Source organism: Proteus sp. TJ1640, from assembly GCF_003144445.1.
GTDB lineage: Bacteria > Pseudomonadota > Gammaproteobacteria > Enterobacterales > Enterobacteriaceae > Proteus > Proteus penneri.
Genome location: NZ_PENY01000001.1, coordinates 185,503 through 205,946 on the forward strand (window position 1 = coordinate 185,503; position 20,444 = coordinate 205,946).

A 20,444-nucleotide genomic window follows, 5' to 3' on the forward strand; every position below is an offset into this window, starting at 1 on the left:
ATACTCGGAAGAGATATGAAAAAATATTTAGGAAGTGCTTATCTTGCACTTATTCTTATTGCCTCATTTTTTATTGTTTTTGAGAAAGCAACGTTTATTTATACTGCACTTATTTCAGTCGGTGCTTATTTTATTCTTTTTTCTCTTTGCTTTATTTTATCAGCTCGTATCTTATTTTCAGCTATTACCACTGGCACCCTCTTCGTTATAACTAAGTTTATTAATCAACTCAAAGTCCATTATTACAAAGAAACATTAATGTTCTCTGACTTTGATTTGGCTTTTGATAGCTCTAATTTAGGGACATTAGGCCATTATTGGGAAGCCGGTGTTGCATTGATTGCGATGCTAATATGGCTTCTTATCAATATGTCTATTGCTTGGCATTTTTCCCAAAAATCACGCCCAAGCTTGCGTATCAGTGGCTTACTTTTAATGGCCATTGGATTTACTACAATCCATTTCACCGTAGAAAAGTGGCAAGCTGAATGGGAGGGTACACTTCCAGGAGGACGAGGTACTGTGACTAATTTAATCATGTCTGGCTACCAAACGGCGTACCATCCTCCTTATTTCAATGAAAATGCGGATTACTTTCTGGAACAAGCGAACAAAACCGTATTGCCTGAAACACAGACAGACATAAAACCTGATATTGTCGTTTTATTACAAGAATCGACGGTTAATCCTGATATTTATCAATTTGATACCGATGTTACACTGCCTGATTTATTTATGTTTCAAAAAGATGAAGGTGTCAGTGCACAAAGCCCTTTACGTGTACAAACCTTTGGTGGTGGTACTTGGCTTTCTGAATTTTCTGTATTAACAGGGTTAAATACGGATGATTTTGGTGCACGTAAAAACTCGGTATTCTATTTTGTTGTCGATAATCTTAATGAGAGTTTATTCCGTCAACTAAAAGCCGAAGGTTATTACACCGTTTTACTGACTCCATTTAATCGTAGTGCTTACCATGCCGGTTACGCTTATGAAAAAATGGGAATTGATGAAATCATTCAACCTCAAGAGCTGGGTTATCCGGGAACATTAGAAGAAAACCTCTGGAAAATATCGACGGCAGATATGCTGGGTTACGTTGAAGAGGTACTAAAAAAGCGTACTGACAAGCCATTGTTTATATTCTCATTAACCATGTATGAGCATGGCCCTTATGATGAATCACACAGAGATATGTACCAAATTACAGGCCATACAGAAAGCAGTAATGCACCAGGCAAATTTAGCCACTATATGGAAAAAATCATCACCAGTGATCCGGCAATTAAAGATTTCTCTAATTTTGTCGCCCAAAGAGAAAAACCGACGATGTTCCTCTATTTTGGTGATCATCAACCCAATATTGAGCTCAAAAATTATCAGTCACCTTTTAATAACCCTGCATATATTACTCAGTTCGCCTTAAGAGATAACCTATCGCAAGGTGCACCAATAACAACGGGTGAATTAACTGATATTAGCTTCTTAGGTGGCATGATCTTAGAGCGCGCTCGTTTGCCATTATCTCCTTTCTACAAAGCAAATATTCAAATGCGCCACTTATGTGAAGGTAAATTAAATGACTGTGAAGATGAGAAATTAGTTAACAGTTATAAAAATTATATCTATGACAAACTGAAAATTGCAGGCAATACAGATAATTAATTATTATTACTTGAATAAACGATGATCGGGATGATAAATCCAAAAAGATAAGTAATATCAAAAAGAAAGAGGCTAACTATTTAGCCTCTTTTTTATTTCAAGAAACAAACGTACAATTATTTGCGTGTTGCCACAATCACACTTGATGCTTTTACTAATGCTAAAACATCACTGCCTTTTGCCAATTTCATTTCTTGTAAGCTTTCATTGGTAATAACCGCAGTCAGTGCTAAACCTTTCGCCGTTTCTAAATGAACAGTAGAGTTCACCGCACCTTGTACGATTTGAGTCACTTTTCCTGCAAATTGGTTACGCGCAGAGAAATTTAAACCGCAATCAGGCAGTGCTAATACAACCCACGGCGCTTTAATAATGGCAATAGCTTCACCATCTTTTTTAATATTTAAGCTTTCACAACTTTCTTTGGTGATGATTGTCGCTAGTTTCTCACCGTGTGCTAAAGATAAAATCACTTCGCTATTAACGGCACCTTCAATAATATCAACAACTTTACCGACTAACTGATTGCGTGCTGAAACTTTCATTTATCCACCCTATCATTGATGAGAAATTATATTAATAATACTATCAAGCTATTAGGATAACCTTAGCATAAATATCATTAAATAAATTATTCTTAGATCATAGATTAAAGTTTATTTGTTATTAAAAAAAGCCAATCAAATTAAGATAAATTTAATAAGAATAAATCAAAATAGCGGAATCGCTTCACCTACTCACAGAATCGCAAAAAGGCACTCAATCCTTCTTTACTTCTATGCTATCTTTATTATGTGAATTAGGAATATTCAACATAATGGGAAAAAAGATGGATTTAGAACAATTAAAAAAAGAATTTCGTGCAGGAAAGAAAATAAAGTACATCTACTTTTGGGGACACCAAAGTAAAGGTAATGACATCACAAAAAGTTGCTTTAGCCAATGGTATCCAGCACCTTTTATATTAGATGATGTGCGTTATGCCAGCGCTGAGCACTATATGATGGCTGAAAAAGCGAAGCTATTTAATGATATAGACGTCAGAAAGCGCATTATTACTGCATCTAATCCAGGCTCAGCAAAAGCATTAGGCAGAGAAGTAAAAGGATTTGATCAAGATATTTGGGAGCAACACCGTATGGATATTGTTATTCGTGCCAATATCGCTAAGTTTTCCCAAAATAAAGAACTCGGTAACTTTCTGATTTCAACAGGCAATCGAGTGCTTGTTGAAGCAAGCCCTGTTGATAAAATATGGGGGGTCGGTTTAAGTGAGCAAGACAACGAGATTAACAATCCCCTTCTTTGGAAAGGATTAAATTTATTAGGTTTTGCTCTAATGAAAGTACGTAGTATTTTGATTGAAAGTAGTCATCAATAGATAAAGAAAACTCAACTGTCACCAATCACTGTTCTTCTTTAACCTAGTGTATATAAGCAGTAGAGATAACTTAAGTATTGACTGAAATAGAAATGACCACGTAACGACAACCTTGTCGTTGCTATAAATAATATTTACAGAATAATTAAGAGACTGATATGTATTATGGTTTTGATATGGGCGGCACCAAAATTGAGCTTGCCGTTTTTGATAAAGATCTCACTCAAGTATGGCAGAAGCGTGTTCCAACACCTAAAAACGACTATCAAGCATTATTGAATGTTTTTAAAGAACTGACTTTAGAAGCTGACAATGAATTAGGTTATAAGGGAAAGGTGGGGGTTGGTATTCCTGGTATTGTGAATGCTAAAGAAGGAACCGTATTTACTACTAATGTTCCAGCAGCTAAATATAAGCCTATGGTTCACGATCTCTCGCATATACTCAATAGACCCGTTAAAGTTGAAAATGATGCTAACTGTTTTGCCTTATCGGAAGCTTGGGATCCTGAATTTCGTCATTACCCTTCTGTACTAGGTCTCATATTAGGAACTGGCGTGGGTGGTGGTTTTGTTATTGATGGTAAAGTCTTGTCTGGCAAGAATGGGATTGCTGGGGAAATCGGTCATATGAATCTGAATGTGGATGCAGATAACGTGATCGGCGAAACGATGCCAAAAATTATTTGTGGTTGTGGTAAAAAAGCCTGTTTTGAAACCTATTTATCAGGCCGTGGTTTTGAACGTATGTATAAAGCCTTCAATGATGCACCACAAAGAGCGGTTGATATTGTTGAGCAATATTATGCGGGCGATAAAAAGACTCAAGAGCATGTCGATCGCTATATGAAAGTACTTGCGATTTACCTTAGCAATATTCTTACGGTACTTGACCCTCATTTAGTTGTTATTGGTGGTGGACTATCACAATTTAACGCACTGTATGAGCTATTACCTGAATATCTCTCACACTGTGTTTACGGAAATGCACAAATTCCATTAATAGAAAAAGCTCGTCATGGTGATGCAGGTGGCGCTCGTGGAGCTGCTTGCCTTAATTTATTAGACTGATAAATAAAAAAGAGCCTTCTTCTTTTTTATTAAGGGCTCTTCTATTTATAGCGTTTTATCAGCGTCATCACATTATTAAGGCTACCATTATGGATAAAGTTTGGTTTAAAAAAAGACTCTCCTTTCTTGGCGGGTTAACTATCATATTAGTCTTACTTCAACTTATTAACTCACTCTTTTCCATATCTCTTCTTCAATGGGGTATTATTCCAAGAACGGGTGAAGGTTTAATGGGTATTTTTATCGCGCCTTTCATCCATGGATCTTGGTCTCATCTATTTAGTAATCTACTCCCATTTCTTATTCTTAGCTTTTTATCTATGACACAATCTCTACGAGAATATGTGTTATCCAGCATATTTATTATTATCGTAAGTGGTTTATTAGTTTGGATTTTTGGACGAAGTGCTATTCACGTTGGTGCAAGTGGATGGATCTTTGGATTATGGTCTTTATTGATTGCTCACGCTTTTACTCGACGTAAAATTATCGATATTGTCATTGCCCTTTTCGTTTTATTTTATTATGGATCAATGGCCTATGGGTTAATTCCAGGCCAATTAGGTGTATCGACTGAGTCACATATTGCAGGTGTGGTTGCAGGATTACTTTATGCATGGTGCGCAAGAAAGCTAATTCGTCGTAAAAGCCAAGTAGTAGAAGTGGCTAAATAGCCACTTCTCTATAAAACGATTATTTATGACCAATTGGCAGTATTGTTCTGCCATACATCTCATTTAATACTTCAGCCATTGCCAGATAAAAAGCGCTGGCACCACAAATAATACCTTCAAAACCTGCAATTTTTAAAATTAGAGCATTACCTGTGATATTTCCGATTGCCAGCAAAGCAAATAAAATTGTCAGGCTTAAAAAAACAAATTGGAGTGCTCGATTAGCTTTTAAGGTGCCAATAAACATGAAAAAGGTAAAAATTCCCCATAGCGCTAAAAATACGCCCAAAAAGAGAGGTGTTGTTGGCTCACTTAAGCCCATCACGGGTAATAACCAAATTCCTACCAATGTTACCCAAAAGAAACCATAAGAGGTAAATGCGGTTGCACCAAAAGTATTGCCTTTTTTGAACTCAAAAATACCAGCAATAACTTGAGCGATCCCACCATAAAAAATTCCCATACTCATAATGACGGAGACTACTGGGAAAAAACCAGCATTATGTATATTCAACAAAATCGTTGTCATACCAAAACCCATTAAACCTAATGGACCCGGATTGGCAATGCGTTCGTTAGTCATAAAACCTCTAAAAATAATAGGGGAAAATTAAAAAAAATTTGAAGGCGCTGGATGATAAGAGGTAATACATCTAAAAACAATGATCTTGCAGGGTATATTTTTGAATAACAGCCTACACTGATCCTAATGGGAAATAACCAGTGGATTTAACTTAGAGAAAAGAAGTATTTAGTGATAGATGCTTATATCAATAAAAAACACAAAGAAAAATAAAGAACTATAATTTTAAGAGTAATATCAATCAGTTGATATATTAATACTGAAATTTACCTTAATATGCGGTTTTATACATTAAAGTGAAATAAAATCTAATACATTAATTAGTTGAATTATTAACCTATAAGTGAGTTTGTTATGAAAAAAATTCTAGTATTATTAATTGGTAGTACGTTGGCTTTTGCATCTCAAGCCAATACAACCTCTCATAATAATGGTGGCTTTGTTTCTCCTCAAGGCACTATCCAATCAAGTGCAGATCAAGGGGGATTTAAAGGCCCTTCAATTAGCGAAACCACCGTTGTAAAAGCCAAAGATCTTTCTGATGATACTTGGGTTATCTTAACGGGCAAAATTACCAAAAAAATTGGTGATGAGCTGTATGTTTTTGAAGATAGCACCGGTGGTATCAATGTAGATATTGATAATAAAAGATGGCGTGGACAGACAGTCACCCCAGATAATACCGTCAGAATTGAAGGTAAAGTTGATAAAGAGTGGACAAGTACTGAGATCGATGTAAAACAAATTACCATTATCAAATAATTTATCTTTACATTAAACATCCTGATTATTTAAAAAGCTAATATATTTCAATATATTAGCTTTTTATTTTTCTTTTTATATCCAGTAATATCCTCTATAAAAACATAAAGAAAGATACACAAAGTATTCTTTATACCTTTGTTTTCTATAAATATTCTTTTACAAAACTCTACGTGTTTATACCTTTATTAAATTGACCTTCCCGTAGGGGGAAAGATTATTGTTTCGCCTATCAACTTAATGAAAGGAATGAACAATGAAAAAATTATTACTGCCTTCTATCATTGCAATCTCTGCTTTTACAAGTACAGCGTATGCTTCTAATCATAATGTTGTTGAGGTATATAAAACAGAAAGTTGCGGATGCTGTACTTTATGGGCTGATGGTGTGAAAGAAGCTGGCTTTAACGTCAAAGTGAATATTGTTTCAGAAACACAATTAATGAAAAAATATCAACAAGCAGGTGTACCAAATAATTTATTAAGTTGCCACTTTGCGACTTATCAAGGTAAAGATTTAGTCGGACATATCCCTGTTGATAGCTTAAAAAATATTGACTTAGTGAATAAATCTAAATCCGGTATTGCGGTAGCAGGAATGCCTGCGGGAAGTTTAGGTATGTATGCGGGGGATTACAAAGAGCCTTACCAAGTTATCGCCTTTGATAAATCAGGTAACCAATCTCTATTTAAGTCTTACAACTAGCTATTTTCCTCTGCCTATATTCAGTTTACAGACAGCGTTTTATTAAGGCTTTAGCCAGACACATAAAACCACCCATTTTACAGGTGGTTTTATGATTATCTTATAAATCAGACTGGACCATAATTAATTGCTGTTGCAATACCAATCGCAGCCATACCTATCACTACCCAAATCATTAAAATAGGAAAAACAAATTTAACCCAACGAGTCCAAGGCACTTTACCTACCGCCAATACTGCCATTAATACGCCAGATGTTGGTGTAATAATGTTAGTAAATCCATCACCTAATTTAAGGATCAAAACACCTGTTTGGCGAGTTAGATCCAAGATATCTAAGATAGGTACCATGATTGGCATCACAATAGAAGCTTGTCCAGTTCCTGATGTTACTAATAAATTGAATAATAAATTAAAGAAATAAAGTAACTGAGCTCCCCAAAAATGAGAAGTTTGCTGTAATGGAACTAATGTGGCTTGAACAATAGAATCCAGCACACGTCCTTCATCTAAAATAACAATCACGGCTCTTGCAATACCGACGACTAATGCACCATAAACTAAGGATTGAGCACCCTTCATAAAGGTTTTAATGTAGTCATTAGGCGCAATTTTAAACATCGCAGCAACGACAATACTCATCATAATAAAGATGGCAGATAAGTGCTCAATTCCCCACTTATATTCAAATGCTCCGTATAAAAATAATCCAATAAATGCAATAAAAACCACTAGACTCAATTTCTGCATTAAAGAGAAATTGCCGTCCATTGTTTGATCTTTATGGGCATCATAATCAGGATCATCAGTTGCTAGTCCATACATATAGCTTTTGGTTGGATTATTAGCGATACGTCTTGCATACCAAACAATATAAGCAATAGTGACCATAATCAGAACTGAGAATAATACAATTCTAAAAATTACACCTGAAAATAAAGGTACTTCAGCTAACGTTTGTGCTGTACCTAAAATAGTAGGATCTAAAACGCCGACAGCATTTCCTGCATAATATCCGAGGTAAACAACAGCAACCCCCGTTATGGCATCTAATTTCATCGAACGCGAAAGGGCTATTCCTATTGGAATAAAAGCAATAACTGCGTTTGCGGCCAATCCTAATGATGAAAGCATCCCAAATATAAATGCAACGGTAATAATCAGCGCTTGGTAATTACCTTTTGTTTTGACAATTAATGCATTAATCCCTGAATCAATAGCGCGTGTTCTATCATAAATAGCAATCGCACCACCAATCATAAAGATCAGAAAAATAATACTTGCTGACTGCTTTAATCCCACAGGGATAGCATAGAAAATATCCATTAATGAGGCTGGATTTTGATCAACATAACCAAAACTACCTGGTACAACACGATTTAGCCCATTAACTGTTTCACGTTCATAAGTTCCTGCAGGGATTAAATAAGTCGCAATAGCGGCTAAGATAACGATGCCAAAAATAATAATAAAAGCATCAGGCATAGCCCATTTTATTTTTTTATTCTTATCCATACATTCACCTTATTGAGACAAGCGCTTTAAAATATTGGCAAATAGCACCGTTCTTTCGGTCAATGACGGTAAATCGAGATACTCTTTATCACTATGTTGATAACCACCGATAGGGCCTAAGCCATCTACACTTGGCGTGCCAACTCCGGCGGTAAAAGAAGCATCAGAACCACCACCAGTTGAAATATCTTCAATATCAAAATCAAGCAGACGGGCTTGCTCTTTGATGATGTCAATTAATGCACCACTTTCAGGTGTTTTAACCATTGGAGGGCGATTGATACCGCCATTAAGTGTTAGCTTAATCCCTTCTAAGATAGGTTTACTGCATACTTCTCTTACAAGCTTATCAATTTCAACACCTTGCTCATCGGTTGAAATACGAACGTCAATCTCAGCACGAGCATTAGGTGCAACGGTATTGACTGATGTACCACCAGAAATCAGTCCGACATTGACAGAAAGACCTTCATCATGGCGAGAAAGCGCATGTAGTGCCTGAATTTTGTATGAAAGCTCTTGAATGGCACTAATTCCTGCTTCTGGCGCAATACCGGAGTGAGATGCTTTACCTTCAATTAAAAGTTCATAAGTTCCCACACCTCGACGCGCACTAACAATCGCTCCATTGGCACGAGCGGGCTCCATCACTAAGGCATAAGATTTATTCTTGGCATACTGTTCAATCAGGCCACGAGAAGTTTTTGAGCCAATTTCTTCATCACAATTTAGAAAAATTTCAACATTCTTATAAGCATTATTGCCTGATTGCATAAGTGCATTAATAGCGTAATAAGTCAGAACATGACTCGCTTTCATATCAATAACGCCAGGGCCATAAGCACGACTACCTTCGATACTAAATGGACGCGCTGCCACAGTTCCTTTAGGGAAGACGGTATCTAAATGTGCCGCAATGAAGATTTGCGGATCAGTGGCATCTTTATGAACTAAGCGGTAGTTATTTCCTAGTTTTTCATTTTCAAATACTTCAACAACAAAACCTAGTTTTTCATAACGTTGAATTAAAAGATCAGCGACTGCATCAACCCCTTCTTTATCATAAGAGCCACTTTCTGTGTTCACTAATTCTTTCAAAAAATCAACCATTTCACCGTATTGTGAATTAATTGTGTTTTGCATTTGATTTACCTCTTGTAATTATAATTTGTCTTTTTTAGCTAGATATTTAAATCAAGATAGCCTTTATCAACTGCAATAAAATGCTTGATAAAAAGCATTAGCATTAAAATAAAATGTGGATTTATTTATCAATAACATCACATTAAACCTTACATATATTTAATATTATTGCATCCATTTTTTAAAATCATAATAACAATTAATTAAATAGAATAAGATCTGCTAGAAGTAACATGATAGGAATAGATAAAACAATCTAAATATAATGTGATCATTAAAAAATAAAAAAGAGGTTAAAGATAAAATACTTTTTACTGTTTTATCTTATTTTTAGAGAGAATTATTTTAAATAAATTTTATTTATTTTTTGATAAAACCTAAAAAACAAAAATAAAACCAAACTATTTCTTATCAAAAAAACAATAAAAACAATAAAATAACCTTCAAACAGACTAAATTAAGAAAAATTGCTCTCTTATTAAAATAAAAATATTTATTATCAATTTTATTTTAAAAAAGAATAACACGATAAAACTCGGTAATAAAATTATCATACAATATAAAATATTCATGATAATAAAAGATATTTTATCTTATCTAATAAAGTTTATTGATTAATAAAAAACAATCACTCTCTTTTTATTCGTTACATTATGATCTTAATATCGTTTTTTATATTAGTTTTATTTACTTTTTTTCGTATATGACTTTGAGAACTAACCCACTTTCACTATCGTATTTATTGTTATGACATACCTATGTCATAAATCCCCTCTAAAATTGACATCACAATGACGCATTTTTTAAGGTTGAATGTTCTACGTTCTCCCCATTTCGCCATTTTTAGTGATTTCACATAGTAGGTCTAAACATATGAATAAATCAGTTGAAGCAGTGATTTTAGATTGGGCTGGTACCGTGGTAGATTTTGGCTCTTTTGCACCCACTCAAATTTTTGTCGATGCTTTTGCTCAAGCCTTTAACTTTAAAATAAGTTTATCAGAAGCTCGTGGCCCTATGGGAATGGGTAAAATCGATCATATTCGTACGTTACTTAACCAGCCTAATATTCACACTCGCTGGATCGCGCAATTTGGTAACGAGCCAAGTGAAGAAGATGCACAGCATATCTATCACACCTTTATGCCTTTACAAATTGCACAAGTGGTACATTTTGCTAAACCGATAGAGGGAGTACTTGAGGCAATCACCACCATTAAAGCACAAGGGATTAAAATCGGCTCTTGCTCTGGTTATCCTAAAGCCGTGATGGATGTATTAGTGCCCGAAGCCGCTAAATATGGTTATCAGCCTGATTGTGTGGTTGCTAGCGATGAAATTGCCGCCGGCTCTCGCCCTGGCCCGTGGATGGCATTAAAGAATGTGATTGAACTTGGCGTGATGTCTGTAGCGCACTGCGTTAAAGTCGATGATGCGGTAACAGGTATTGCCGAAGGGCTAAATGCGGGTATGTGGACTGTCGGGTTATCTGTTTCAGGCAATGAGTTTGGTGCCACCTTTGAACAATACCAAACAATGGAACAAGCAGAAATAGAAAGCCGTAAGCGCATTGCAGAAAATAAACTCCGTATCGCAGGTGCTCATTATATTATTGATACTGTTGCCGATTTACCCGCGGTGATAGAAGATATTAATCAGCGACTCGCTAATAATCAAAAGCCGTAACTATTATCTAATACCAACGCCCAATAAAGGATTAATGGGCGTAATTAGTAGATAGATAATATAAATCAATTGACATTAAATCTAGCTTTACTTACAACAGACCTCTTCTGTGATAATTTTTTCTTTTAAAGCAAATATAAGAAAATTTCTAAGTTTTCTTTTATATAAAAATAACACTCAAAAATTTTTATATTTCTATATTTTGTTTTTTATTAATATTAATATTCTTTCTATATCTGACTTTTCTTAGCTTCCAAGTTCATTTTTCTCAGTGGGTAAAAATTAGTTATGGTTAAAATAGAACCTGTAAAATGGATATTATTTAGCTTTTTCTTTTCAATTTATATCGGTCTCGATTTAACCTCTAAAGGCTATTATAGATGTTATAAGTCATCTACTGTTACACCAAATGAATATGTTATTTCAAAAGAGATGTGTAAATAATAAACATCTCTTTTTGCGTCGATTCGTAAAGTGATCGTTAGGATCAAACAATCTCTTTATATCCCCAAAAGGAGCTAATCAAAAATTTGACGGATGTTTTGCTCTCCTAAACCGGGCCCGACACTCATTCCTAACCCCGTGCGCATCAATACTGCGGTGACTTTTTCACTCGGCGTTAAAATCGAAATCGGCTCTTTTCCTTTTGCCCCATAGACCCCCTGCCAACGCTCTTTTACTTGGATCGAGCAACCTAATGTGTGCTCAGCTAACTCAATCAAGAGGTTATCAACCTCTTCACTGTTAAAAGGCTGTGCATCTAAGCTATATTCGTGTGAATCACCAATAATAAGATCGCCATAAGGGGTCGGGGTAATTAATAAATGAATACCATACTGCTCAAGTAATGGTGATTGCGCTTTAATTTCTTTCGCTAAAGCCTGCGCTTCAGGTAAATCAGCAAATGCCCCATAGTGAGTGCAACTTAACCCTGTCATGAGCGCATGCTCTAATCCCATATTTTGCTCTGGGGTCACTCGCAACATCTGCAAGCGACAAACTATCGGATCAAGTTTTTTTATTTCATCAGCCAGCAATGTTTGGTAATCGTGCCCTGAGCAGACAACAATTTTCTCTGCACAAAATGTTCCATTGCTGGTGATCAATGTTCCTGTATCAATATCAATATCCCGTACTAATGTTGAAAAATAGCTATTCACATTAGCTAAACTGTCTAGATAAGCCACCAACTGTGGAATGGCTTCTCGTGAAAACAGCACCTGATCTTCTTTGCCATGTAACGCCGCGCGATGGTGTTGTAATTGTCCACCATAAACCGTCGCTAATTGTGGTTTAGAAAGTAATTCACAATCATAGCCATAGGTTTTAGCTCGACCATCGACAAAGGCTTCAAGAACAGCTTGTTCAGACTGCGTACGCGCTAAGAGGTAAGTCCCTTTTTGGCGAGCTAAAAACTTAGCTTGTTTGGCCATATTTGCCCAAATCTCACGGCTATTTTTCGCTAAATCTAGCATTTTACCCGGCGCTTGACCCAAAATTAATCCGTGACCGAAATTACGTACAGAAGCTCCCACAGGCGTGTAACTACGCTCAAAAATAGCAACGCGTAAACCTCGCTGAGCCGCAGCATACGCATGAGATAAACCAATAATACCCGCACCAATAATAGCAATATCAAATTTCATATGACACCCTAAACAAGATAGAGCGCACCGCGCCCTATCCATAAATGAATGAAGTAAAAATAATTATTTTGCACTCTTACCGTCATAGCGCTTACGCCATTCGTTTAAGATGGTGTCGCGTTTTTCAGCGGCCCAAATAAAATCATTTTTTATTAAACGTTGGGCATAATCACTAGGTAATTCTGTTTGGCTTACTGGCACATTGGTATTGGCTAATACGGCAAAATTAGCACTGTAAAGTTTCATGGCTTCCTCTGTGGTGGAGAAATCAGCCAATTTTTGCGCTGCATCTAGCTTATTAGTGCCTTTGATGATGGCTGTTGCTTCAATATCCCAACCTAATCCTTCTTGCGGTAATATGATTTCCAGTGGTGCCCCTTGTCGTTTCAATTGGATCGCCGGATATTCAAAGGATATGCCTATCGGGTATTCACCCGATGCGGCCATTTTGCAGGGCTTAGAGCCAGAATGAACATATTGACCAATATTCTGATGCAACTTATCCATATATGCCCATCCATCTTGTTCACCAAATAGTTGTAACCAAGCACTGACATCTAAAAATCCAGTTCCTGATGATGCCGGATTTGGCATCACGATTTTGCCCTTGTACTCTGGCTTAGTAAGATCTTGCCAAGAAGCAGGTTTAGATAACCCTAATTTTTTTGCTTCTATGGTGTTGTAGCAAATGGTTGCCGCCCATACATCCATACCAACCCAAGTTGGTGGATTATTGCTATCACGAAATTTCACATCAATATTATCTAATTGCGCCGGAGCATAAGGCTCAAGCATATTTTGCGCTTTTAATATCGCTAAACTTGATGCGGCTAATCCCCACACAATATCAGCTTGAGGACGATCTTTTTCTGCTAATAATTTAGCGGTGATAATACCAGTTGAATCTCTTACCCATTTTATTTTTATATCAGGATATTTAGCCTCAAGTGCTTGTTTATAAGCTTGTAATTGTTCACTTTCTATTGCGGTGTATACCGTAATTTCAGTCGCCGCAAAGACCGTCCCCGCAGAGAATAATAAGCTGGTGGCAAGTATCAGTTTTTTTAACATCATGCGATTTTCCTAGTATTGCTATGTGAGAGTATTGGATCTTTAAATTTATGGCTTAGCTTCACGCTGATGCCATGCTTGTGTACGCCGAATAACACCTTTGGAAGCAATAGATAACAATATCGATACCCCTGCCGAGGTGGTTAAAATCAATGTCGACATAGCCGCCGCGCCACCAATATTGCCTGCATCATCCATATTCAATACCGCAACCGCGGCTAAAATAGTGTCTGGACTATAAAGGAAGATCGCTGCGGAAACGGTTGTCATAGCAGAAACAAATAGATAACGATAAATATCTAATAATGCAGGTAAGCAAAGAGGAATGGTGATCCGCCAAAAGTGACGATATAAAGGTGCTTTTAATGATAATGAAGCCGCCTCAAATTCTTTATCTAACTGGCGCAGTGCAGTATTTGCCGTCATATAGGCGGTAGTGAAAAAGTGTGCAATGGAGCACAACACTAATAACGTCATACTGCCGTATAAAAAGTTAAGTGGATTATTTGGCAAATTAAAGAAAAATACATACCCTAATCCCAACACCAACCCAGGAACGGCCATCGGTACAAAACTTAGCATACGTAGCAAATTGTTAAGCCAAGAGTGGGAAGCGGTTTTTTCTATTAAGTAAGCCCCCATAAAGATCAGCAAACTGCCGATAGTCGCGGTGAAAAATGCCAAAATAATACTGTTGGTATAAGCTAACCAACCACCGGGTAATCCTTCAAAGTTATAGTGACGTAACGAAAACGATAAGTTATAAGGCCAGAACTGAATAAACGAGGAGTAAACCGCCGTACCAAATACCAGTAAAAATAGTGCACAGATCAGCATCACAAATATTAGATAAAGCGTGTCACGCTGAAAATTAGCTTTTGGTAAATAGAGTTGAGCGCGCGAACTCATTGCATCACGTTGGCGTTTACGTAACCAAACATCGACACTGAAGGTCAACAATGCAGGCAATAATAACAACATACCAATTAAGGCACCGCGACCAAATTGTTGCTGACCAAGTACTGCTTTATAGGCTTCTAACGCCAGTACTTGATAATCTCCTCCGACTACAACCGGAATACCAAAGTCAGTAATAGTTAACGTAAATACCAAACACAGTGCAGCGAAGATCCCGTGTCTGCTCGATGACCAAGTGACACTACGAAAAGTGCGCCAAGAAGAAGCGCCCAAGCTAGATGCAGCATCAAATAAACGAGCATCAGACATAGATAACGCGGAGAGTAAGATCATAAGTGCATGGGGAAAAGTGTAGATCACCTCGCCAAACACTAACCCCCAATAGCCATAAATACTATCTGGAAGTAAGCTACGTAATAGCCCTTGATTCCCAAATAGATAGACCAATGCAATGCCTGGTAGCATAGAGGGAGCAAGTAAGGGTAATAGTGATATTCCACGCCACCATGATTTGAAGGGGATCAAGGTGCGATGTAAAGCATAAGCAAACAGGTAAGCCAGTGGCACCGTAATAACAGCAACACTTAGCGAAACGCTAATACTATTACCAACTAACCACAGAAAATGAGCACTAGTGAACAAGTTTATTGCAGCCTGAAAACCACCGCCTTGTGATATATCAGGACTAAAACCACGCCAGAAAATGGCTAATAAAGGCAATAAAACGCCAAGTGTAAGTAAGCAAATAATAAATAGCTTACCACCAGCAACAAAAAAACTATCTAAACGATTAATAGATTTGGTAGGTACTATCACTGACATTATCTAGCCACCTTACGCAAATATGTGTAGTTCGTTAGCTGGTAAGGTCACTTTCACTTTACCGTTTTGAATACGATGTAGCTCAGCAGCAGATACCTCAGCTTGTAATAAATGCCCCGGCAAATGGTCTAATTCAAACTTCATAATGCAACGACTCCCCAAAAACACCACATTTTGTACATTGGCGTCGTATTGATTATGTTTGTTTTGTATCGGATTAATTTCAATTGATTCAGGTCGACAAAAGATACGCCCTTGGTTATGAGGTATCGCAGCATGTTTTAATTGGACTTCTCGTGAGCCAATCATCGCCTCACCATGCTGATTTCTATTGAAAGGTAACCAGTTGCCTTTTCCTACAAACTCCGCAACAAATGGCGTTTGTGGATGGTTGTAAATCTCTTCACTACTGCCATACTGTTCAACCTTACCGTTATTCATAACGGCTATCCTATCGGCCATCAACATGGCTTCATCTTGATTATGAGTGACCATTAATGTAGTAATATTTAAGCTTTGCTGTAAATTACGTAGTTCAACACACAAATGTTCACGCACTTGTGCATCTAATGCCGACATCGGCTCATCCAGTAAGAGTAAAGAAGGGGCTGGTGCCAAAGCACGAGCGAGCGCCACTCGCTGTTGTTGACCGCCAGATAATTCTCCTGGGTATTTTTTCTTTCGGTCTTGTAAACCAACGAGCTCAAGCATTTCATTAACGCGATTTTTAATCACATTACGAGGCTGACCTGCTAAACCATAAGCAATATTCTGCTGTACCGTCAGGTTAGGAAATAATGCATATGACTGAAATAAGATCCCATAATCACGGGCTTGTGGTGGAAGGTGTGAGATGTTGTTATCGTAATTAAAGATATTACCGTGATCTTGCGTTTCTAATCCGGCAATACAACGTAATAATGTGGTTTTGCCACATCCAGAAGGCCCTAATAGGCAAACTAACTCGCCTTGTTGAATATCTAAAGAAACACCATCTAGAGCAATAAACTGATTAAATCTTTTTTGAATATTTTCTACACGAATATGTGGCATTGAGCCATTTTGTGAGTTTGTAGTGAACTGTAACATATCGCTTACCACGCCAAATTATGATGATTGACTAGATATTAAGCGACAATGATGAAAGTTTTATGAAAATTTAAATTTGATTTATAAATTTTTAAGTGGCTAATAACGAGTAGATCTATCACAAAGATCAAATATAGAGTTGAACGATGAATACGTTCTCATTGCTCTGTTCAACAACTACCAGATTCTTTTCCACAGACATTTTGGAGTATGTTAGATTTAAAAATGGTAGCGTAACAATGTTATCGCCACCATTTTATTATGAGACTTTAATGACTCTTCTACATTAGCAATTGACTATCAAATAATATTACTCAACAGTCACTGATTTAGCTAAGTTACGAGGTTGGTCTACGTCGGTACCTTTAATTAAGGCAACATGATAAGACAACAACTGTAATGGTACGGTATAGAAAATCGGTGCGATCAGCTCTTCAACATGCGGTAAAGAAATTAACTTCATCGTTTCGTTTTCTTCAAAGCCTGCGTCTTGATCAGCAAACACATACAGTAAACCACCACGAGCGCGTACTTCTTCGATATTAGATTTTAATTTCTCTAATAATTCGTTATTTGGCGCAATAATGATAACCGGCATATCCGCATCAATTAATGCTAATGGACCATGTTTTAATTCACCCGCAGCATAAGCTTCTGCATGAATATAAGAGATCTCTTTTAGCTTTAATGCACCTTCTACCGCAATTGGGTATTGGTCGCCACGACCTAAGAATAAAGCATGGCTTTTTTCTGAGAAATCTTCAGCTAACGCTTCAATCACCTTATCTTTCGATAACATGCTTTCAATACGGCTTGGTAATGCGTGTAATGCCGTTGAAACATCGTGCTCTAGTGTTGCAACACCTTTAATTCGTCCCATATATGCCACCAGCATTAATAGAACAGTTAACTGTGTTGTAAATGCTTTGGTTGATGCAACGCCAATTTCAGCGCCAGCTTTAGTCATTAAAACAAATTCAGACTCACGAACCAAAGAAGAGCCAGCCACATTACAAATAGCTAAAGAAGATAAATAACCTAACTCTTTAGATAAACGCAGAGCCGCTAATGTATCCGCTGTTTCACCTGATTGGGATAATGTGATTAATAAGCTATTACGGCGAGTTGCCGGTTTACGGTAGCGATATTCTGATGCAATTTCGACATCACAAGGAATACCCGCTAAAGACTCAAACCAGTAGCGAGAAACCATCCCCGCATTATAAGACGTTCCACAAGCTACTATTTGAATGTGTTCAACTTTAGATAAGATCTCTTCAGCTTTAGGGCCTAATTCACTGAGATCAATCGAATCTGATTTTAAACGACCTTCAAGGGTATTTTTAATCGCCAGAGGCTGTTCGTAGATCTCTTTTTGCATGTAGTGACGATAAACGCCTTTATCACCCGCATCATATTGAACGTTAGATTCAATCGTATCACGATTAACTTCATTGCCATTCACATCGAAAATATGAACATGACGGCGTGTGATTTCAACAATATCCCCTTCTTCAAGGTAGATAAAGCGACGAGTCACTGGCAATAATGCCAATTGGTCAGAAGCAAGGAAATTTTCACCCACACCAAGACCAACCACCAGCGGACTACCAGAGCGAGCTGCGATTAATAACTCTGGAGTACGGCTATCCATAATTACAGTACCGTAAGCACCACGTAATTGAGGAATAACGCGTTGTACAACTTCACGTAACGTACCGCCTTGGCGCTGTTCCCAGTTTACCAAGTGAGCAATCACTTCGGTATCTGTTTGAGATGCAAACTGATACCCTTTTTTAATTAATTCTGCTTTCAGTTCTTGGTAGTTTTCGATAATGCCATTATGTACAACCGCAATTGTACCCGATACATGAGGATGCGCATTATCTTCACAAGGTTCACCATGTGTTGCCCAACGTGTATGAGCAATACCTGTACCACCAATCACTTGTGTTTTTTCTGCCTCTTCAGCCAGCATTTGTACTTTGCCAGCTTCACGTAGACGTGTCATTTTACAGTCATTATCCACAACCGCTAAACCCGCAGAATCATAACCGCGGTATTCTAAGCGACGTAAGCCTTCAATTAAGATTTCAGCGATATCGCGTTGTGCAACTGCACCTACTATTCCACACATTGTGTTATTCCTAAAACTGTGCGTTTATTCGCACTTGGATGTCTTATACCTGATTGGTTTATTCCCCAAGCCATTGTAGAAAGTGGGGATATTTTTTGTTTTTAGAATAATAGCGTACAAGAAAAGGGCGCTAATTAAATATACGCCCTTCTCTTAAAATTATTGTTTTTTCTTCACTGGACGTTTCCATCCACTGATATGAGTTTGCTTAACTCGGCTGATCACTAATTCATTTTCATTCACGTTTTTAGTGAGTGTTGTTCCTGCACCAATGGTTGCACCATTAGCAACAGTAACGGGTGCCACTAATTGGGTATCTGAACCAATAAAGACATCATCACCAATAATGGTTTTGAATTTATTCGCGCCATCGTAGTTACAAGTGATAGTACCTGCACCGATATTAACGTTAGCTCCCACTTCTGTATCGCCTAAGTAAGTCAGATGACCTGCTTTAGAGCCAACACCTAAGCTGGCTTTTTTCATCTCAACAAAGTTACCAACGTGAGCTTTATCCGCTAATTCACTACCTGGGCGAAGGCGTGCAAATGGGCCAACCGTACACGATTGTGCTAAATTTGCATCCTCGATCACCGTATATGGACTAATAATAGAATTATCACCAATTACACAGTTTTTTAGAACACAACCTGTACCAATTTCAACGTTATTTCCCAATGTCACATTACCTTCAATGATAACGTTGGTATCAATCACCACATCTTTACCATGAGTTAATGTGCCACGTAAATCAAAGCGAGCAGGATCAAGCAACATAACACCTTCTAATAATAAGCGCTCTGCTTGTTCGGTTTGGTAAATACGCTCTAATGCAGCCAGTTGTAGACGGTTATTGACACCTTCCATTTCACTATGGCGACGAGGATGAGCCGTTTCAATTTTACGACCTTCTTTATGCGCTAACGCGATAATGTCAGTAATGTAATACTCTTTTTGTGCATTATTATTATCGAGTTTACCTAACCAACGTTTTAAATCACCACCATTGGCGACTAAAATACCGGTATTGATTTCAGTAATTTTGAGTTGTTCTTCAGAAGCATCTTTTTGTTCGATAATGCCTGTCACTTCGCCATTTTCACGAACAATACGACCATAGCCAGTTGGGTTATCTAAAATAACCGTTAATAAACCAATACCGCCTTCTGGTTTGACGTCAATTAAACGCTCTAACGTTTCTTTGGTAATAAGTGGAACATCACCATAAAGCATCAGGATATCTTCATCATCAGCAAAGAAAGGCGCGGCTTGTTGCATTGCGTGACCTGTTCCTAGTTGCTCTGCTTGTAGTACCCAATTAACAGGTTGTGAGCCTAATTTATCTTTCATTAGTTCACCACCATGCCCATAGACAAGGTGTGTTTGTTGAGCACCTAATGACTTTGCAGTATCAATCACATGTTGAACCATGGATTTACCCGCAAGTTTATGAAGAACTTTAGGTAACTGTGAATACATGCGGGTGCCTTTTCCCGCAGCAAGAATAACAACGCTTTTAGCTGAATTAGACATAATTAACCCGATAACTCCCGTAAAGAATGGCAAGTAAACCTGTT

General features: G+C 37.4%; 18 protein-coding genes. 8 read left to right on the forward strand and 10 right to left on the reverse strand.

Annotated elements, in window-relative coordinates:
* The first annotated feature begins 15 nt into the window (after positions 1-15).
* The gene (locus tag DK861_RS00905) at positions 16-1,665 is read left to right on the forward strand and encodes an LTA synthase family protein (RefSeq protein ID WP_109398991.1); all 1,650 of its coding nucleotides are present in this window, start codon (positions 16-18) and stop codon (positions 1,663-1,665) included.
* 116 nt (positions 1,666-1,781) lie between these two features.
* Here the strand turns inward: DK861_RS00905 and DK861_RS00910 are convergent, their stop codons facing one another.
* The gene (locus DK861_RS00910; protein ID WP_006534318.1) at positions 1,782-2,210 is read right to left on the reverse strand and encodes a TOBE domain-containing protein; all 429 of its coding nucleotides are present in this window, start codon (positions 2,208-2,210) and stop codon (positions 1,782-1,784) included.
* A gap of 284 nt (positions 2,211-2,494) precedes the next feature.
* Here DK861_RS00910 and DK861_RS00915 point away from each other — a divergent pair, with 284 nt between their 5' ends.
* The 3 genes from DK861_RS00915 (at position 2,495) to DK861_RS00925 (ending at position 4,790) form a co-directional block, all read left to right on the forward strand.
* Positions 2,495-3,046 carry an NADAR family protein gene (locus DK861_RS00915; RefSeq protein ID WP_006534319.1) on the forward strand — a complete coding sequence of 184 codons (552 nt, stop codon included), beginning with the start codon at positions 2,495-2,497 and terminating at the stop codon, positions 3,044-3,046.
* 158 nt (positions 3,047-3,204) lie between these two features.
* Complete coding sequence (nagK, locus tag DK861_RS00920) at positions 3,205-4,116, forward strand: N-acetylglucosamine kinase (protein WP_109398992.1); 912 nt, start codon at positions 3,205-3,207, stop codon at positions 4,114-4,116.
* Between the two features lie 89 nt (positions 4,117-4,205).
* On the forward strand, positions 4,206-4,790 hold the full coding sequence (locus tag DK861_RS00925) for a rhomboid family intramembrane serine protease (RefSeq protein WP_109398993.1): 585 nt from the start codon (positions 4,206-4,208) through the stop codon (positions 4,788-4,790).
* A gap of 19 nt (positions 4,791-4,809) precedes the next feature.
* On the opposite strand, the gene satP is transcribed toward DK861_RS00925, so the two are convergent.
* Positions 4,810-5,373 (reverse strand): acetate uptake transporter, encoded by a 564-nt coding sequence (gene satP / locus DK861_RS00930; protein ID WP_072065220.1) that lies wholly within the window; start codon positions 5,371-5,373, stop codon positions 4,810-4,812.
* Between the two features lie 354 nt (positions 5,374-5,727).
* Here satP and DK861_RS00935 point away from each other — a divergent pair, with 354 nt between their 5' ends.
* Positions 5,728-6,135, forward strand: coding sequence for a NirD/YgiW/YdeI family stress tolerance protein (locus tag DK861_RS00935; RefSeq protein ID WP_072065221.1), 408 nt, complete (start codon positions 5,728-5,730; stop codon positions 6,133-6,135).
* Positions 6,136-6,391: 256 nt separating this feature from the next.
* Positions 6,392-6,841 (forward strand): DUF411 domain-containing protein, encoded by a 450-nt coding sequence (locus DK861_RS00940; RefSeq protein WP_072065222.1) that lies wholly within the window; start codon positions 6,392-6,394, stop codon positions 6,839-6,841.
* A gap of 107 nt (positions 6,842-6,948) precedes the next feature.
* On the opposite strand, the gene DK861_RS00945 is transcribed toward DK861_RS00940, so the two are convergent.
* Together DK861_RS00945 and DK861_RS00950 are read right to left on the reverse strand one after the other, a co-directional pair.
* Positions 6,949-8,355, reverse strand: a complete 1,407-nt coding sequence (locus DK861_RS00945; protein WP_109398994.1) for an AbgT family transporter — start codon at positions 8,353-8,355, stop codon at positions 6,949-6,951.
* Positions 8,356-8,364: 9 nt separating this feature from the next.
* The gene (locus DK861_RS00950) at positions 8,365-9,498 is read right to left on the reverse strand and encodes a M20 family metallopeptidase (RefSeq protein ID WP_109398995.1); all 1,134 of its coding nucleotides are present in this window, start codon (positions 9,496-9,498) and stop codon (positions 8,365-8,367) included.
* A gap of 873 nt (positions 9,499-10,371) precedes the next feature.
* On the opposite strand from DK861_RS00950, the gene phnX reads away from it, so the two are divergent.
* Both phnX and DK861_RS00960 read left to right on the forward strand, forming a co-directional pair.
* Entirely contained in the window at positions 10,372-11,184 is an 813-nt protein-coding gene (phnX, locus tag DK861_RS00955; RefSeq protein ID WP_109398996.1) for a phosphonoacetaldehyde hydrolase, read from the forward strand.
* Positions 11,185-11,472: 288 nt separating this feature from the next.
* Positions 11,473-11,628, forward strand: a complete 156-nt coding sequence (locus tag DK861_RS00960; RefSeq protein WP_109398997.1) for a DUF1240 domain-containing protein — start codon at positions 11,473-11,475, stop codon at positions 11,626-11,628.
* A gap of 74 nt (positions 11,629-11,702) precedes the next feature.
* Here DK861_RS00960 and DK861_RS00965 read toward each other — a convergent pair whose 3' ends face one another.
* From DK861_RS00965 to glmU, 6 genes are all read right to left on the reverse strand, one after another.
* Entirely contained in the window at positions 11,703-12,830 is a 1,128-nt protein-coding gene (locus DK861_RS00965) for a TIGR03364 family FAD-dependent oxidoreductase (RefSeq protein ID WP_109398998.1), read from the reverse strand.
* A 63-nt stretch (positions 12,831-12,893) separates the two neighbouring features.
* Entirely contained in the window at positions 12,894-13,904 is a 1,011-nt protein-coding gene (locus tag DK861_RS00970) for a putative 2-aminoethylphosphonate ABC transporter substrate-binding protein (RefSeq protein WP_204101237.1), read from the reverse strand.
* 45 nt (positions 13,905-13,949) lie between these two features.
* A complete protein-coding gene (locus tag DK861_RS00975) occupies positions 13,950-15,641 on the reverse strand; it encodes a putative 2-aminoethylphosphonate ABC transporter permease subunit (protein ID WP_006534333.1) in 1,692 nt (563 codons plus the stop codon).
* Between the two features lie 12 nt (positions 15,642-15,653).
* A complete protein-coding gene (locus tag DK861_RS00980) occupies positions 15,654-16,730 on the reverse strand; it encodes a putative 2-aminoethylphosphonate ABC transporter ATP-binding protein (RefSeq protein ID WP_006534334.1) in 1,077 nt (358 codons plus the stop codon).
* A 310-nt stretch (positions 16,731-17,040) separates the two neighbouring features.
* Positions 17,041-18,867 (reverse strand): glutamine--fructose-6-phosphate transaminase (isomerizing), encoded by a 1,827-nt coding sequence (gene glmS, locus DK861_RS00985; protein WP_072065226.1) that lies wholly within the window; start codon positions 18,865-18,867, stop codon positions 17,041-17,043.
* A gap of 159 nt (positions 18,868-19,026) precedes the next feature.
* Complete coding sequence (gene glmU, locus DK861_RS00990) at positions 19,027-20,400, reverse strand: bifunctional UDP-N-acetylglucosamine diphosphorylase/glucosamine-1-phosphate N-acetyltransferase GlmU (RefSeq protein ID WP_109398999.1); 1,374 nt, start codon at positions 20,398-20,400, stop codon at positions 19,027-19,029.
* Between the last annotated feature and the right edge of the window lie 44 nt (positions 20,401-20,444).

Excerpts from the sequence above, each read along its gene's own strand:
- DK861_RS00905 (WP_109398991.1), top strand. The coding sequence starts at position 16 with ATGAAAAAATATTTAGGAAGTGCTTATCTTGCACTTATTCTTATTGCC.
- DK861_RS00910 (WP_006534318.1), bottom strand. The coding sequence starts at position 2,210 with ATGAAAGTTTCAGCACGCAATCAGTTAGTCGGTAAAGTTGTTGATATT.
- DK861_RS00915 (WP_006534319.1), top strand. The coding sequence starts at position 2,495 with ATGGATTTAGAACAATTAAAAAAAGAATTTCGTGCAGGAAAGAAAATA.
- nagK (WP_109398992.1), top strand. The coding sequence starts at position 3,205 with ATGTATTATGGTTTTGATATGGGCGGCACCAAAATTGAGCTTGCCGTT.
- DK861_RS00925 (WP_109398993.1), top strand. The coding sequence starts at position 4,206 with ATGGATAAAGTTTGGTTTAAAAAAAGACTCTCCTTTCTTGGCGGGTTA.
- satP (WP_072065220.1), bottom strand. The coding sequence starts at position 5,373 with ATGACTAACGAACGCATTGCCAATCCGGGTCCATTAGGTTTAATGGGT.
- DK861_RS00935 (WP_072065221.1), top strand. The coding sequence starts at position 5,728 with ATGAAAAAAATTCTAGTATTATTAATTGGTAGTACGTTGGCTTTTGCA.
- DK861_RS00940 (WP_072065222.1), top strand. The coding sequence starts at position 6,392 with ATGAAAAAATTATTACTGCCTTCTATCATTGCAATCTCTGCTTTTACA.
- DK861_RS00945 (WP_109398994.1), bottom strand. The coding sequence starts at position 8,355 with ATGGATAAGAATAAAAAAATAAAATGGGCTATGCCTGATGCTTTTATT.
- DK861_RS00950 (WP_109398995.1), bottom strand. The coding sequence starts at position 9,498 with ATGCAAAACACAATTAATTCACAATACGGTGAAATGGTTGATTTTTTG.
- phnX (WP_109398996.1), top strand. The coding sequence starts at position 10,372 with ATGAATAAATCAGTTGAAGCAGTGATTTTAGATTGGGCTGGTACCGTG.
- DK861_RS00960 (WP_109398997.1), top strand. The coding sequence starts at position 11,473 with ATGGTTAAAATAGAACCTGTAAAATGGATATTATTTAGCTTTTTCTTT.
- DK861_RS00965 (WP_109398998.1), bottom strand. The coding sequence starts at position 12,830 with ATGAAATTTGATATTGCTATTATTGGTGCGGGTATTATTGGTTTATCT.
- DK861_RS00970 (WP_204101237.1), bottom strand. The coding sequence starts at position 13,904 with ATGATGTTAAAAAAACTGATACTTGCCACCAGCTTATTATTCTCTGCG.
- DK861_RS00975 (WP_006534333.1), bottom strand. The coding sequence starts at position 15,641 with ATGTCAGTGATAGTACCTACCAAATCTATTAATCGTTTAGATAGTTTT.
- DK861_RS00980 (WP_006534334.1), bottom strand. The coding sequence starts at position 16,730 with ATGTTACAGTTCACTACAAACTCACAAAATGGCTCAATGCCACATATT.
- glmS (WP_072065226.1), bottom strand. The coding sequence starts at position 18,867 with ATGTGTGGAATAGTAGGTGCAGTTGCACAACGCGATATCGCTGAAATC.
- glmU (WP_109398999.1), bottom strand. The coding sequence starts at position 20,400 with ATGTCTAATTCAGCTAAAAGCGTTGTTATTCTTGCTGCGGGAAAAGGC.